General features: G+C 35.6%; 14 protein-coding genes. 9 read left to right on the top strand and 5 right to left on the bottom strand.

What is annotated here, in order from left to right:
• Positions 1–47 precede the first annotated feature (47 nt).
• The 5 genes from fumA (at position 48) to truA (ending at position 5,585) form a co-directional block, all read left to right on the top strand.
• Positions 48–1,568, top strand: coding sequence for a class I fumarate hydratase (gene fumA / locus COE49_RS17520; RefSeq protein ID WP_088231735.1), 1,521 nt, complete (start codon positions 48–50; stop codon positions 1,566–1,568).
• Between the two features lie 126 nt (positions 1,569–1,694).
• Entirely contained in the window at positions 1,695–2,477 is a 783-nt protein-coding gene (pdaA, locus tag COE49_RS17515) for a delta-lactam-biosynthetic de-N-acetylase (protein WP_088231734.1), read from the top strand.
• 60 nt (positions 2,478–2,537) lie between these two features.
• On the top strand, positions 2,538–3,401 hold the full coding sequence (locus COE49_RS17510) for a DNA-3-methyladenine glycosylase family protein (protein ID WP_088231733.1): 864 nt from the start codon (positions 2,538–2,540) through the stop codon (positions 3,399–3,401).
• 10 nt (positions 3,402–3,411) lie between these two features.
• Positions 3,412–4,791, top strand: coding sequence for a 23S rRNA (uracil(1939)-C(5))-methyltransferase RlmD (gene rlmD / locus COE49_RS17505; protein WP_048563996.1), 1,380 nt, complete (start codon positions 3,412–3,414; stop codon positions 4,789–4,791).
• Positions 4,792–4,847: 56 nt separating this feature from the next.
• Positions 4,848–5,585: a tRNA pseudouridine(38-40) synthase TruA gene (truA, locus tag COE49_RS17500; protein WP_088231732.1), complete on the top strand. Its 738-nt coding sequence runs from the start codon at positions 4,848–4,850 to the stop codon at positions 5,583–5,585.
• Positions 5,586–5,637: 52 nt separating this feature from the next.
• Here truA and COE49_RS17495 read toward each other — a convergent pair whose 3' ends face one another.
• Positions 5,638–5,841, bottom strand: a complete 204-nt coding sequence (locus COE49_RS17495; protein WP_088231731.1) for a hypothetical protein — start codon at positions 5,839–5,841, stop codon at positions 5,638–5,640.
• Positions 5,842–5,921: 80 nt separating this feature from the next.
• Complete coding sequence (locus tag COE49_RS17490) at positions 5,922–7,325, bottom strand: sigma-54 interaction domain-containing protein (RefSeq protein WP_098945977.1); 1,404 nt, start codon at positions 7,323–7,325, stop codon at positions 5,922–5,924.
• Between the two features lie 282 nt (positions 7,326–7,607).
• On the opposite strand from COE49_RS17490, the gene COE49_RS17485 reads away from it, so the two are divergent.
• The 3 genes from COE49_RS17485 to COE49_RS17475 all read left to right on the top strand — a co-directional run bounded on the left by COE49_RS17485 (position 7,608) and on the right by COE49_RS17475 (position 10,771).
• Complete coding sequence (locus COE49_RS17485) at positions 7,608–7,862, top strand: biotin/lipoyl attachment domain-containing protein (protein ID WP_088231729.1); 255 nt, start codon at positions 7,608–7,610, stop codon at positions 7,860–7,862.
• A gap of 103 nt (positions 7,863–7,965) precedes the next feature.
• The gene (locus tag COE49_RS17480) at positions 7,966–9,387 is read left to right on the top strand and encodes an amino acid permease (RefSeq protein ID WP_088231728.1); all 1,422 of its coding nucleotides are present in this window, start codon (positions 7,966–7,968) and stop codon (positions 9,385–9,387) included.
• A 109-nt stretch (positions 9,388–9,496) separates the two neighbouring features.
• Complete coding sequence (locus tag COE49_RS17475) at positions 9,497–10,771, top strand: acetylornithine deacetylase (protein ID WP_098357434.1); 1,275 nt, start codon at positions 9,497–9,499, stop codon at positions 10,769–10,771.
• A gap of 70 nt (positions 10,772–10,841) precedes the next feature.
• Here COE49_RS17475 and COE49_RS17470 read toward each other — a convergent pair whose 3' ends face one another.
• Positions 10,842–11,495, bottom strand: coding sequence for a DUF1232 domain-containing protein (locus COE49_RS17470; RefSeq protein WP_088231726.1), 654 nt, complete (start codon positions 11,493–11,495; stop codon positions 10,842–10,844).
• A 129-nt stretch (positions 11,496–11,624) separates the two neighbouring features.
• Here COE49_RS17470 and COE49_RS17465 point away from each other — a divergent pair, with 129 nt between their 5' ends.
• Entirely contained in the window at positions 11,625–12,236 is a 612-nt protein-coding gene (locus tag COE49_RS17465) for a manganese efflux pump (protein WP_088231725.1), read from the top strand.
• 109 nt (positions 12,237–12,345) lie between these two features.
• On the opposite strand, the gene COE49_RS17460 is transcribed toward COE49_RS17465, so the two are convergent.
• Positions 12,346–12,687, bottom strand: a complete 342-nt coding sequence (locus tag COE49_RS17460) for a DUF3969 family protein (RefSeq protein WP_000766602.1) — start codon at positions 12,685–12,687, stop codon at positions 12,346–12,348.
• A gap of 171 nt (positions 12,688–12,858) precedes the next feature.
• Positions 12,859–13,788, bottom strand: a complete 930-nt coding sequence (glsA, locus tag COE49_RS17450) for a glutaminase A (RefSeq protein WP_088231724.1) — start codon at positions 13,786–13,788, stop codon at positions 12,859–12,861.
• Positions 13,789–13,867 lie beyond the last annotated feature (79 nt).

Below are 13,867 nucleotides of genomic sequence, written 5' to 3'. Positions count from 1 at the left end.
CATCTCATAACGTTTTGGTAGCGTTCACAATTGAGGGGGAAGTAACAATGGAAAAGCTTCAAGAAAGCATGTATCAACTAATTGTTGAAACGTCAACGAATTTACCGAAAGATGTTCGTCGTGCGATTCAACAAGCGAAAGAACGAGAAAATGCAGGGACTCGTTCAGCGATGGCACTTGGCACAATTACGAATAACATTAAAATGGCTGATGATAATATCTCGCCTATTTGCCAAGATACAGGTATGCCAACATTTAAAATTTATACACCAGTTGGTGTGAATCAATTAAAACTGAAGGAAGCTATCTATAGTGCGCTTGAGCGGGCGACAAAAGATGGTAAACTTCGTCCAAACTCTGTTGATTCTCTGTTTGGGGACAACAGCGGAAATAACTTAGGACCAGGTACACCTGTTATTAAGTTTGAACAATGGGAAAAAGATTATATTGATGCACGTTTAATTTTAAAGGGTGGCGGCTGTGAGAATAAAAATATTCAATATAGCTTACCATGTGAATTAGAAGGACTCGGACGCGCAGGACGCGATTTAGAAGGGATTCGTAAATGTCTTCTTCATGCAGTATATCAAGCGCAAGGTCAAGGATGTAGCGCAGGTGTAATCGGCGTCGGTATCGGGGGAGACCGTACATCAGGTTACGAATTAGCAAAAAATCAATTATTCCGTACATTAGATGACATCAATCCAGTACCAGAGCTAAAACAACTTGAAGAGTACGTGTTAGAAAATGCAAATAAGCTTGGTATTGGTACAATGGGATTCGGCGGAGAAACAACTTTACTTGGTTGTAAAATTGGCGTATATAACCGTCTGCCAGCTAGCTTCTATGTATCTGTTGCATATAATTGCTGGGCATATCGTCGCCTAGGTGTGAAAATCCATCCTGAAACAGGAGAAATTATGGATTGGCTATATCAAGAAGGTGAAGATACACTTCAGCAAGAAGCACAAGAAAAAACAGAGCAACGTGAGATTGTATTGCAAGCACCAATTACAGAAGAGCAAATTCGTGAACTTCGCGTTGGTGATGTTGTAACGATTAATGGCATGATGTATACAGGTCGTGATGCAATTCATAAGCATTTAATGGATAACGATTGTCCTGTAGATTTAAATGGACAAATTATTTATCATTGTGGTCCAGTTGTAGTAAAAGATGAAAATGACAAATGGCAAATTAAAGCGGCAGGTCCAACGACAAGTATTCGTGAGGAGCCATACCAAGGCGATATTATGAAAAAGTTCGGTATTCGTGCTGTAATTGGTAAAGGTGGTATGGGTGCAAAAACATTAGCTGCATTAGAAGAACACGGTGGTGTTTACTTAAATGCAATTGGTGGTGCAGCACAATATTACGCTGAATGTATTAAAGAAGTGAAAGATGTTGATTTCTTACAGTTCGGTATTCCAGAAGCAATGTGGCATTTACGTATCGATGGGTTTAAAGCAGTTGTAACGATGGACTCTCATGGTAATAGCTTACATGCAGATGTTGATAAAACATCACTTGAAAAATTAGCAAGCTTTAAAGAACCGGTATTTAAGTAAATAAAAATGCATCTCGAATCATTCGAGATGCATTTTTTTGGTATATATAGCAAAACATGTTCGGCATGAAAGAATGCACAGCAACAGAAACTACAGGTACGATTATATATGGAAAGGAGACTATTTATGAAATATAAATGGTTATATATAGGTCTCATTTTTTCAATTATGATGGCACTTGTTCCAGTTTCGGCATTGGCTTATACAAATACTCCACATAACTGGGGAATCCCACGTCCTAAAGATGAAACAGTACCAGATGCAGGGAAATTATATACAGATTTACTACAAAAGAATGGCGGATTTTATTTAGGGGATACAAAGAAAAAAGATATTTATTTAACGTTCGATAATGGATATGAGAATGGATACACAGGCCAAATTTTAGATGTATTAAAAGAGAAAAAAGTACCGGCAACTTTCTTTGTAACAGGGCATTACATTAAAACGCAAAAAGATTTGCTATTAAGAATGAAGGATGAAGGACATATCATTGGGAATCATTCGTGGAGTCATCCTGATTTCACAGCTGTAAATGATGAGAAACTTCGTGAAGAATTAACGAGTGTAACGGAAGAAATCAAAAAAGTAACTGGACAAAAAGAAGTGAAATATGTACGCCCTCCGCGCGGCGTATTTAGTGAAAGAACATTAGCTCTTACGAAAGAAATGGGCTATTATAATGTGTTTTGGTCACTCGCATTTCTAGATTGGAAAGTGGATCAGCAAAGAGGATGGCAATATGCGCATAATAATGTAATGACGATGATTCATCCAGGATCTATTTTATTACTTCATGCAATATCAAAAGATAATGCAGAAGCACTTGCAAAAATCATTGATGATTTGCGCGAGAAAGGGTATCATTTTAAAAGTCTAGATGACTTAGTAAAAGGCAATCAACCGTAAGCATGTATGCTTGCGGTTTTCTCATGCTATAATGATGTGTAAAAAGGATGGGGAAAACGTATGTGGAGCGAACATGTTACGTTAGAGTATCCGTACCATTTTGAAGAAGTGTTAAAGCGTTTATCTTTTGATCCACTAAACGTCATTCAATTAGATGAGAAAGTCATGTATGTCCCGCTTTGTATAGACGAGGAACAGATTGTTGTCCGTTTGCAAGGGATTGGTACTGTTCAAAATCCACAATTTTGGATTTCTAGTCAGGCAGGAGATTCGGAGAAAGTAATGAAACGAATGAAGGCCATTTTTCATTGGAATGATTCGTTTCAAGATATACAAAATCATTTTTTAAACACATCATTACGTCCACTATTTGAAACATATGCTTATACTCCAATTATTTTAGAATTCGATTATTTTGCGTGTTTACTTCGCTGTATTATTCATCAACAAATAAATTTGAAATTTGCTACTGTGCTGACAGAGCAATTTGTAAAACGATATGGAACAGAGAAGAACGGTGTATTCTTTTTCCCTACTCCAGAAATAGTAGCAAATATTTCAATTGAAGAATTGAGAGAGCAAAAATTTAGTCAGCGAAAAGCTGAATATATGGTAGGATTAGCAAAGTGTATTATAGGTGGTAAGTTAGATTTAACTAGAATAGAAAACGAAACAGAAGAAGGGGTTGCAGCACAATTGTTACCAATTAGGGGGATTGGTGCATGGACAGTGCAAAACTTTTTAATGTTTGGGCTTGGACGGAAAAATATGTTTCCAAAAGCAGACATCGGGATTCAGCGTGCAGTACAAGGTGTATTTCAATTAGAGGATAAACCGAGTGATGCGTTTTTAGAAAACGTGAAACAAGAATGTGAACCATACTGCAGTTATGCAGCGTTATATTTATGGAAAAGTATAGAGTAGAGGTGTAATAATGATACAAAAACAACATGAGAGTAAGTTGGAAGTTGGTCAAACATTTCCTGTGACAATTAAACGTCTGGGGATTAACGGAGAAGGCGTTGGTTATTTTAAGAGACAGGTTGTTTTCATTCCAGGAGCATTACCAGGAGAAGAAGTTGTTGCTGAAACAACGAAAATTCAGCGTGGCTTCGCTGAAGCGAAAGTGAAAAAAGTTCGTAAAGCTTCACCACATCGTGTGAAAGCACCGTGTCCAGTATATGAGGAGTGTGGTGGCTGTCAGCTGCAGCATTTAGATTATAAAGAACAATTAAATCAAAAGCGTGATATCGTTGTACAAGCATTTGAGAAGTATATGAACAACAGTTTAGAAGAGAAAATTCGTCCAACGCTTGGTATGGAAAATCCATGGCATTATCGTAATAAGAGTCAATTACAAGTAGGGCGTAAAGACGAAAAGGTTATTACAGGGCTATATAAACAAAATTCACATCAGTTAATTGATATCGCTCACTGTATGATTCAACATAAAGCAACGAATGAAGCGACAAAAGTTGTAAGACGTATATTAGAAAAATTAAACGTTTCTATTTACAATGAGAAAAAACAAAAAGGTTTAGTACGTACAATTGTAACACGTACTGCAGTTCAAACAGGGGAAGTACAAGTTACACTTATTACAACAAAAGAAGAGTTGCCAAATAAAGAACAATTTATTGCAGAAGTACAAAAACAGATGCCAGCTGTTAAATCAATTATGCAAAATGTAAACTGGCGTAAAACATCTGTTATTTTTGGCGATAAAACATTTAAATTAGCTGGAAAAGAAGTAATTCAAGAAACGCTTGGTGATTTATCATTTGAATTATCAGCACGTGCATTCTTCCAGCTAAATCCAGAACAAACAGTTGTGTTATATGATGAAGCGAAAAAAGCAGCTGCTTTAACAGGAAACGAGAAAATCGTGGATGCGTATTGTGGTGTTGGTACAATTGGGCTTTGGCTTGCGAATGATGCAGCGGAAGTACGTGGTATGGATGTAATTCCAGAAGCAATTGCAGACGCAAGAAAAAATGCGAAGCGTCACGGATTTACAAATACGAAATATGAAGCAGGTAAAGCTGAACAATGGTTACCGAAATGGGTAAAAGAAGGATGGCGTCCAGATGTAATTGTTGTCGATCCACCTCGTACAGGTTGCGATGATAAATTACTGGAAACAATTTTAAAAGTGAAGCCGAAACAAGTTGTTTACGTATCTTGTAATCCTTCTTCATTAGCACGTGATGTACAAGCATTAATGAAGAGTTATGAAGTGGAGTATGTGCAACCAGTTGATATGTTCCCACATACAGCTCATGTAGAAAATGTAGTGAAGCTTGTTAGAAAGTAAAGTGTATTCATATTCCCTCACGATACGAGGGAATATTTTCTATGAAGGAGAATAAAATGAACAATTATAAATTAACGATTCAGTACGATGGCGCACGTTTTAAAGGATGGCAACGTCTCGGTAATAACGATAATACGATTCAAGGAAAAATCGAAAGCGTTATATCTGAAATGGTCGGAAAAGAAATTGAAATTATCGGTTGTAGTAGAACAGACGCTGGTGTACATGCTTTGAATCAAGTTGCTAACTTTCAAAGTGATGAGAAGTTAGTAGAACATAAAGTGAAAAAGTATTTAAATCAATATTTACCCAACGATATTAGCATTACGAGTGTAGAAGAAGTACAAGATCGCTTCCATGCTCGTTACAATTCAAAAGCAAAAACATATCTTTATAAGATTTGGAATGAAGAGCATACAAATCCATTTATGCGTAAATACAGCATGCATGTGAATAAAAAATTAAATGTGGCGAGTATGAAAGAAGCTGCGAAACATTTAGTTGGTTCACATGACTTTACTGCTTTTTCAAATGCGAAATCAAAGAAAAAGTCTATGGTTCGAGAAGTATATTCACTTGATGTGATGGAAGAGGCAGGATTTGTACAAATTAGAGTAAGTGGTAACGGATTCCTTCATAACATGGTACGAAAAATTGTTGGAGCATTAATTGAAGTTGGATTAGGTCAATTAGATGCGAAAGCAATTCCAAATATTTTAGAGGCGAAACAACGTAATCAAATTAATTGCCTTGCTGAGGCGAGTGGTTTGTATTTGGAGAATGTTGAGTTTTAATAATAAGTAAAAAAATCGAGCTGTGTAGGCTCGATTTTTTTATATTTTGGCGTTAAGAAGATTTCTCTTTCTTCATACGTATCTTCAAATTCCAAAAAGCAGCAAGCATAATAGCTGCAAAGGAGCCGCTAATTGTTCCTAAAAGTTTTGCGTAAGGAAAGCTACTCATATCAGTACTAATGAATAACATCATACATAGCATGGCAGGGAAAAAGTATAAGTATTGTAATAGCTTTAATTTATTATTATTACTCATATATATCGCCCCATTCTAGCATGTTATATATTCATCATAACATATTTTACCAAATGGTAACGCTACGAGAAAGGTTCATTTTAAATGTGTAAATGCAGTTTTTTAATTCGATATTGTAAATTTTGTCTACTTAATCCCAAAAATTTTGCAGCTTGTGAGATGTTGCCATCATTCTCTTTAAGAATTTGATTGATATAGTTCTTTTCCATTTCTGCTATTGTGTGCTTTAACGTTTTAGGTGCATCAGTATCGTTATTAGTTAGTGAAGGGTGTATATTGAATTCTTTTTTTATTCGTTCGCGAAAGCGAGTGGGAAGATGAAACGCTGTAATAATATTTTCATCTTCAACTAAATTCATTGAACCTTCAATGATATGTTCCAATTCTCGTACGTTTCCAGGCCAATCATATGCATACAAGAAATCCCTTACATGTACATCTACATCTGTTACATCGAGTCCAAATTGAATGTTGTACTTTTCGATAAAGTGCTGAACAAGAGCTGGAATATCTTCTTTTCGTTCCCGTAAAGGCGGAAGGCATAAAGTAACGACGCTTAATCGGTAATATAAGTCTTCTCTTAGTCGATCATGTGTAATGGCTGTGCAGGGATCTTCATTGATAGTTGCTATAATACGAACATCAATTTCCTTTTCTTGTGTACCTCCGATTCTTCGTATTGTTTTTTCTTGTATAGCCCGTAGCAATTTAGCCTGAAGGGTTGGACTTAATGAGTTGATTTCATCTAATAACAAAGTTCCTCCGTTTGCTTCTTCAAATAAACCAGGTTTATCTATTGCTCCTGTAAAGGCACCTTTATTCGTACCAAATAATAGGCTTTCCATTAGAGTATCAGGTATAGCGGCACAGTTTTGTGAAATAAACGGTTTTGTTGAACGTTGACTTTCATTATGAATGCTTTGTGCAAATAGCTCTTTACCAGTCCCTGTTTCTCCTACGAGAAGTATAGATGAGGATGTACGAATTACTCTCTTTCCTTCCGCAATGATTGATTGAATGGCTCCAGAATCACCAATTATGTGATCAAAGGTAAATTTAGTATTTTGTTTTCGTGAAGGGTTCATTCTTGTTGTTTGCTTTAAGTGACTCATCTCTTTTGATATTTCAATAGCGCCTTTAATTTTTCCATTTTCTATTATAGGGAAAGTATCATTAATCGTCGTAATTTCTTGCCCTTTATTGTTAAAATACGTTTGTTTTATATTTTTGTTTGTTTTTCCAAATTTTAATGCTTCTATAAGAGTACTATTTTCATTTTCTTCAAATGCAAAAACCTCTAAAGGACTCTTATGTAGCACATCTAAGCGGTCCATTGATTCAATTTCCATCATTTTGCGGTTATAGATAATTGTTTTACTTTCCTCATTAATAATATGAATCCCGATATCGAGTTCATTGAGTAAAGTTTCATATAGCATATTCATTTCAATAATCTGTTTAAAATTAATTTCTTCTGTATGCATGTATCATCTTCTCCTCGTTTCACCCTATGAAGACTGACTTTTTATAATTTTATTAAAATTCTTATAAAATCGCAAAATTTTTTTGCTATTTTTCTTTTAAAACGATAGAAAATTTTGCAGTTAGGCAGATTTTTTTGTGCAAAACTCTTATTTTATATGCGAATTAGAGATTGGTACGTATTTTGCATAAATAATATTCAAAATCTCTAGAGGGGAGAATATGGATCTTTACAGGATATGCAACGTTCCAATGGCAATTAATAAGAAGGAGGAGTTTATAAAGTGAAGACGGTTATAGAAGGCGTGTATAGTCCTTGTTACGGGAAAGTAGAGAAGTTATTCGTTACGGAAAATTCTTACGTATACGAGTGGGAGAAATTAGCGCTAATTGAAACAATAGATAAACAGAAAGTAGAAATTAAGATAGGAATCAGTGGTTATATCGAATCATTAGAAGTAGTAGAGGGACAAGCTATCGCTGATCAAAAATTATTAATAACAGTGAGGGACGATCTTTTAGTAACAGGCAGTGATTAATATAAGTGATATGTATTTTTGCTCGTTTAAATCATTATTTTTACTACAAAAAATAAAAACGCTTACATGAAATGGGTTTACAAAGTGAAAAGGGGGGATTTATATGATGGATCAAAATCAAGGATTAAAAAGAGAATTGAAAAGCAGACACATATTTATGATTGCACTTGGAGGAGTTATTGGTACTGGTCTTTTTTTAGGATCTGGTTATACAATTCATGAAGCTGGACCTGGAGGAGCGATTGTAGCATATCTTGTCGGAGGATTTGTTATGTATTTAACGATGCTCTGTCTTGGTGAGCTAGCTGTTGCGATGCCTGACGCAGGATCTTATCAAACGTATGCTACAAAGCACATTTCCCCTGCAGCGGGTTATGTAGTCGGATGGATGTCGTGGCTAAACTGGTCTGCTACGATAGGTATTGAATTAATTGCAGTTAGTATTTTGATGAAACGCTGGTTTCCTGATGTACCGTCATGGATTTGGTGTGTAGTGTTCGCAGTACTGCTCTTTGCTATTAATGCGTTATCTTCAAGAAGCTTTGCGGAAGTTGAATTCTGGTTTGCAAGTATTAAAGTAATTACAATTATTGCATTTATTATCTTGGGCGGGGCAGCAATGTTTGGTTTTCTAGATATGAAAGGAAATGAACCGGCACCGATGTTCTCTAGCTTTACTGATTACGGTGGATTGTTCCCAAATGGATTATCAGCCATTTTAGTTACGATGATTGCAGTCAATTTCTCCTTTCAAGGAACGGAACTAGTTGGTATTGCGGCTGGTGAGAGTGAAAATCCAGAGAAAACAATCCCGAAGGCAATTAATAATACTGTTTGGCGCATACTTGTTTTCTTTGTACTATCTATTTTTATTCTTGCTGGACTATTTCCTTGGCAGCAGGCAGGCGTGATAGAAAGTCCGTTTGTTGTTGTATTTGATAAAATTGGTATTCCTTATGCGGCAGATATTATAAATTTTGTTATTATTACAGCGGTATTATCCGTTGCGAATTCAGGATTATATGCAACTTCTCGTATGCTATGGTCTATGTCTAATCAAGGAATGATTAGCCCGATTTTTGGGAAGTTATCTAAAAACGGCGTTCCTATTTATGCTTTGATTGTAAGTACGTTTGTAGGGTGTCTTTCATTACTATCAGGTATTTATGCGGAAGATACAGTTTATTTATGGCTACTTTCTATTGCTGGGTTTGGAGCGATATTAGTTTGGGCATCTATTGCATTATCTAACTTATTAGCTAGAAGGTCGTACATTAAACAGGGCGGGGATGTTAAGGACTTGAAATTTAAAACACCATTGTATCCATTTGTACCGCTTCTTGCACTAGTATTAAATTTAACGGTAATCGTTGGTATGGCCTTTATTCCAGAACAAAGAATGGCATTGTATTGTGGTATCCCATTTATGATTGTTTGTTTACTGTTTTATCGCGCGACAAAAAATAAGAACAGAAAAATAGAACAAATTGAAAAAGTAAATACAACTGAAGTAGAGAGTTTATAAACATATTAGAAACTTGCAAGTAATTTAGAGACTGTAAAATTGTAAACAGTCTCTTTTTTTGTGAAAATAAAGCTGGAAACATACTACGTATGCAAAGGGGAATTTAGTGATGAATCCAGAAGTTTCGCAGTTGTTAAAACAAATAGATTTAAGGAAAGAGGAATTGCTAGAACTTACAAAAACATTAATCCGTTTTGAAACACCTGCACCGCCGGCGAGAAATACAAATGAAGCGCAAGAATTTGTTGCAGAGTTTTTAAGAAAACGAAATTTTAGTATTGATAAATGGGATGTATATCCGAATGACCCGAACGTTGTTGGGGTAAAAAAAGGAAAAGAAAGTGACACACATAAAAGTCTCATTATTAATGGGCATATGGATGTAGCTGAAGTGTCAGCAGATGAGGCGTGGGAAACAAATCCATTTGATCCATTTACAAAAGATGGCTGGTTAGTTGGCCGCGGTGCAGCTGATATGAAAGGTGGGTTAGCTGGAGCGCTATTTGCTATTCAGCTTTTACAAGAAGCTGGTATTGAACTGCCTGGAGATTTAATCTTTCAATCAGTAATTGGGGAAGAAGTTGGAGAAGCAGGCACGCTTCAATGCTGTAAAAGAGGTTACGATGCTGACTTTGCAGTAGTAGTGGATACAAGTGATTTACATATGCAAGGACAGGGGGGCGTAATCACTGGATGGATTACTGTGAAAAGCCCGCAAACATTTCATGATGCAACACGTAGACAAATGATTCATGCCGGTGGACGTTTATTTGGTGCGAGTGCGATTGAAAAAATGATGAAAATTGTGCAAAGCTTACAAGAATTAGAGCGTCATTGGGCAGTCATGAAAACATATGAAGGCTATCCATCTGGAACAACGACAATTAACCCGGCTGTTATTGAAGGAGGACGTCATGCAGCATTTATTGCGGATGAGTGCCGTTTATGGATAACTGTGCACTTCTATCCAAATGAAACGCATGAAAAAATAATAAAAGAAATTGAAGAATATATTGGGAAAGTAGCAGCTGCCGATCCATGGCTAAGTGAAAATCCACCGCAATTTAAGTGGGGCGGAGAATCGATGATTGTAGATCGTGGTGAAATTTTCCCTTCTTTAGAAGTAGATTGTGAACATGTAGCTGTGAAAACTCTTAGTTCAGTGCACGAATCTATTTTATGTAAAAATGCAATTTTAGATATGTCTGCAACGGTAACGGATGGTGGTTGGTTTAGTGAATTTCATATTCCAGCAGTTATTTACGGACCAGGCACATTAGAAGAGGCTCATTCTGTAAATGAAAAAGTTGAAGTGGAGCAGTTAATCGAATTTACAAAAGTGATAACAGCATTCATATATGAATGGTGTCATACAAAAAAATAGGCTAGTACGTTTTTTTATGGAACTATTTCAGAGTTGAACAGAAATAACAACTGAAATAGTTCTTTATTTTTTATGTCTTTCGTTTTAGTTCGATTAACTTCTCTTTCGCTAATTCAACAGCAATTGCATCATCTAAATAGCCAATTGGAAAGAGATAATCGGGAATAATGTCTGTTGATAAAATGAAATACAGTAATGCGCCTCCAAGCACTGCACGCTCTTCTTTTGGAATGGTTTCATTGCAAAATTGTTGATACATATCTGTTAATTGTTCAATAAAAGGACCGGCACTATCAATCTGTTCTAATTTGCTTGCGAAACTTTCATGAATACGTTTTTCACCTTCTGTTGTTTGCGCATAGCGTTCGTAATTTTCAAGTTCTTGTTTTACGCGAGTTGTTGTGTAATTGAAATCGAATAAGTTAGAGGATTGCAGGGTTTGCTGAATTGTATCAAGAGATGTGTACATATCCGTCTTCTCTTTATTTATATGAGGAGAATCAGGATACATCTCATCAAATAACAATTGGGGTGGAACTTGCAGACATTCTGCAAATTTTTGTAGATGTTTTTGTTTTGGTTGTTGTTTGCCATTCATAATTCTTGAGATTGTTGCAGGATCAATATTTGTAAGTATTCCTAGTTGGCGCATGGATAAGGCACGTTCTTTTAAAAGTTTTTTTATTAATGTACTAAGCCGATTATTTTGATCTTCTTTAGGCACAGTATAGACACTCCTTTTTATTGTTGAAAAAATGTTGAGCATTTATTACAAGTATATGAAACAGACAGGCACAGTTGCTCAACATTTTCATAAGATGCATGGAAAAGTGAGAAAAAGGGGTGATTGTTTATGAGTACAGCAGGTTTATTTTCAATTTTTTTAATCGGGATTGCTTCTAATTTAGATAATGCGGGTGTTGGGATTGCATATGGCATTCGTAAAATTCGAATTTCGTGGTTTAACAATTGTATCATTGCATTTTTTGGTTTTTTATTTACTTTACTTGCTGGATTTTTTGGGAACTGGATCGCATTATTTATTTCAGATTTTACAGCAAACTTGATTGGAGCAATCGTTTTAGGAGTAATCGGAGTGTTTATTTTATGCCAGCCATTTTTAAATCAAAAAGATACTGTGGGCTCTAAAGATGGTAATATACTTATGGGAATTTTACGTGATCCAGAAAAAGCAGATTTTGATGGATCCAAAATAATTAGTTTTTCAGAAGCTATTGTTTTAGGAGTGGCATTATCTATTAATAATATCGCAGGTGGTTTTGATGCAGGAGTAACAAATTTAAATCTTTGGCTTACGGCATGTATCTCTGGGGTGTTTAGTTTTATTTGCATTAGTGGTTTTTCGTATGTTGGAAAACGATTTTTAGCCGAATACTTAGGGAACTGGGCGACGATAATTGCAGGAGTGTTATTAATTCTTATTGGGATCGATCAGTTGTTGTGAAAATAAAAGCAATGTTCGAGCATTTCCTCGGAAATACTCGAATAAATTGCACATATCGACATCGGATAGTTACTTCTTAATAAATAAAAAGCACCTACATAGGTGCTTTTTAGCGTATATCTTCAATTAATTGTTCTGATTCTTCATGCATACTGTATTCACTTAACACTTGGATGCAAAGCCATTTTAATTCCTCGATAGTATGCTCAAGTTCTTCAGGAAGTACATGATGAATGTCTTCAAGTCCCATTCCAAAATGAATAAGTTCAAGCACTTGATCATCGATGTTTCGATCCATTAATAATTCAAGTACTTCTAAATTGAATATGTATCGGTGAGCTTCGTCGAGTGAAACAACTTTTAGCTTCAAGCTTTCTACAATACTCAATATAAAAAGAAGAATTGTTTTTTCAAGAACAGGTTGTTTCTCCATTTGAAATATCAGTTTCATCTTTTACACCTCCACATATAGCGTTAGGTTGTACTATATTATTCAGGAGGGGGGAGCAAATATGCATAATAAAGCGAAACTTTCAGTACTGTTTTTATAAGGTTATTGATGAGCAGTAACAATGAATTTTTCGTAAAAAAAATCCTGCTATATGAGCAGGATAACGTCGGATTAAAAAATACTCCAACCTTCTTGAGCAGAAAGAAGTTCAAGAATTTTAAAACCAGCGATACTATTTCCGTTTGCATCTAGAGCTGGTCCGAAAATACCAATCCCCATTTCTCCTTTTACACAGCCGAAAATGCCACCCGCTACACCGCTTTTTGCAGGGATACCAACACGAATTGCAAATTCACCAGATTCGTTATACATACCACACGTAACCATAAATGTTTTGCAGATTTTTGTAATATGTTTAGGGATAATTTGTTTTTTCTTATATGGATCATATCCATCCATTGCAAAAATTAAGCCAATACGTGCTAAATCGATGCAGTTTACTTCAACTGCACATTGACGAGTATATAAGTCCATCAGTTCTTCAATATCACAATCGATAATGCCATTTTGTTTCATATAATAACAAAGTGAACGGTTTAGATAAGCTGTCTCTAATTCTGAATTGGCAACTTTAGAAGAATAATGAATAGTAGGGTTATCTGTTATTTCACGTACAAAATGAAGGATACGCTCCATTTTTTCTTCATTATCTTTTCCTTCTAACATGCTTGTAATAGCTAGTGCCCCTGCATTAATCATTGGATTAAGTGGTTTAGAGGGACTTGTCGTTTCTAACTTAATAATAGAATTAAATGGATCACCAGTTGGTTCCATTCCAACTTTAGAAAATACATATTCTTCGCCACGATCTAAAAGGGCAAGTGCAAGTGTAATTACTTTGGAGATGCTTTGAAGAGTAAATAGTGTTTGTGAGTTACCAGCATGGATATATTCTGTTTCTTTATGGAAAATGGCAATCCCTAAATCATTTGGATTTGCATTTCCTAGTTCGGGGATGTAAGTAGCAAGCTTTCCTTTTTTCGTATATGGTTTTACTTGTTCTAACAACTGTTGTAAGTTGTTTGTTTCAACGCACTGCATAGTACCAACGCTCCTATTTCGAATTAACTAAGTTTACTTTTCCCGATATGCTCGGAAATAAATAATAACATGAAAAAGT

This window comes from Bacillus sp. AFS029637 (assembly GCF_002584985.1).
GTDB lineage: Bacteria > Bacillota > Bacilli > Bacillales > Bacillaceae_G > Bacillus_A.
The sequence above is the reverse complement of the archived record's forward strand: the minus strand, read 5'-3'. Positions and strand labels throughout refer to the sequence as shown.

Coding starts and splice junctions, on each gene's coding strand:
- COE49_RS17465 (WP_088231725.1), top strand. CDS start 11,625: ATGAGTACAGCAGGTTTATTTTCAATTTTTTTAATCGGGATTGCTTCT.
- COE49_RS17510 (WP_088231733.1), top strand. CDS start 2,538: ATGTGGAGCGAACATGTTACGTTAGAGTATCCGTACCATTTTGAAGAA.
- rlmD (WP_048563996.1), top strand. CDS start 3,412: ATGATACAAAAACAACATGAGAGTAAGTTGGAAGTTGGTCAAACATTT.
- pdaA (WP_088231734.1), top strand. CDS start 1,695: ATGAAATATAAATGGTTATATATAGGTCTCATTTTTTCAATTATGATG.
- glsA (WP_088231724.1), bottom strand. CDS start 13,788: ATGCAGTGCGTTGAAACAAACAACTTACAACAGTTGTTAGAACAAGTA.
- COE49_RS17475 (WP_098357434.1), top strand. CDS start 9,497: ATGAATCCAGAAGTTTCGCAGTTGTTAAAACAAATAGATTTAAGGAAA.
- fumA (WP_088231735.1), top strand. CDS start 48: ATGGAAAAGCTTCAAGAAAGCATGTATCAACTAATTGTTGAAACGTCA.
- truA (WP_088231732.1), top strand. CDS start 4,848: ATGAACAATTATAAATTAACGATTCAGTACGATGGCGCACGTTTTAAA.
- COE49_RS17490 (WP_098945977.1), bottom strand. CDS start 7,325: ATGCATACAGAAGAAATTAATTTTAAACAGATTATTGAAATGAATATG.
- COE49_RS17480 (WP_088231728.1), top strand. CDS start 7,966: ATGATGGATCAAAATCAAGGATTAAAAAGAGAATTGAAAAGCAGACAC.
- COE49_RS17460 (WP_000766602.1), bottom strand. CDS start 12,687: ATGAAACTGATATTTCAAATGGAGAAACAACCTGTTCTTGAAAAAACA.
- COE49_RS17495 (WP_088231731.1), bottom strand. CDS start 5,841: ATGAGTAATAATAATAAATTAAAGCTATTACAATACTTATACTTTTTC.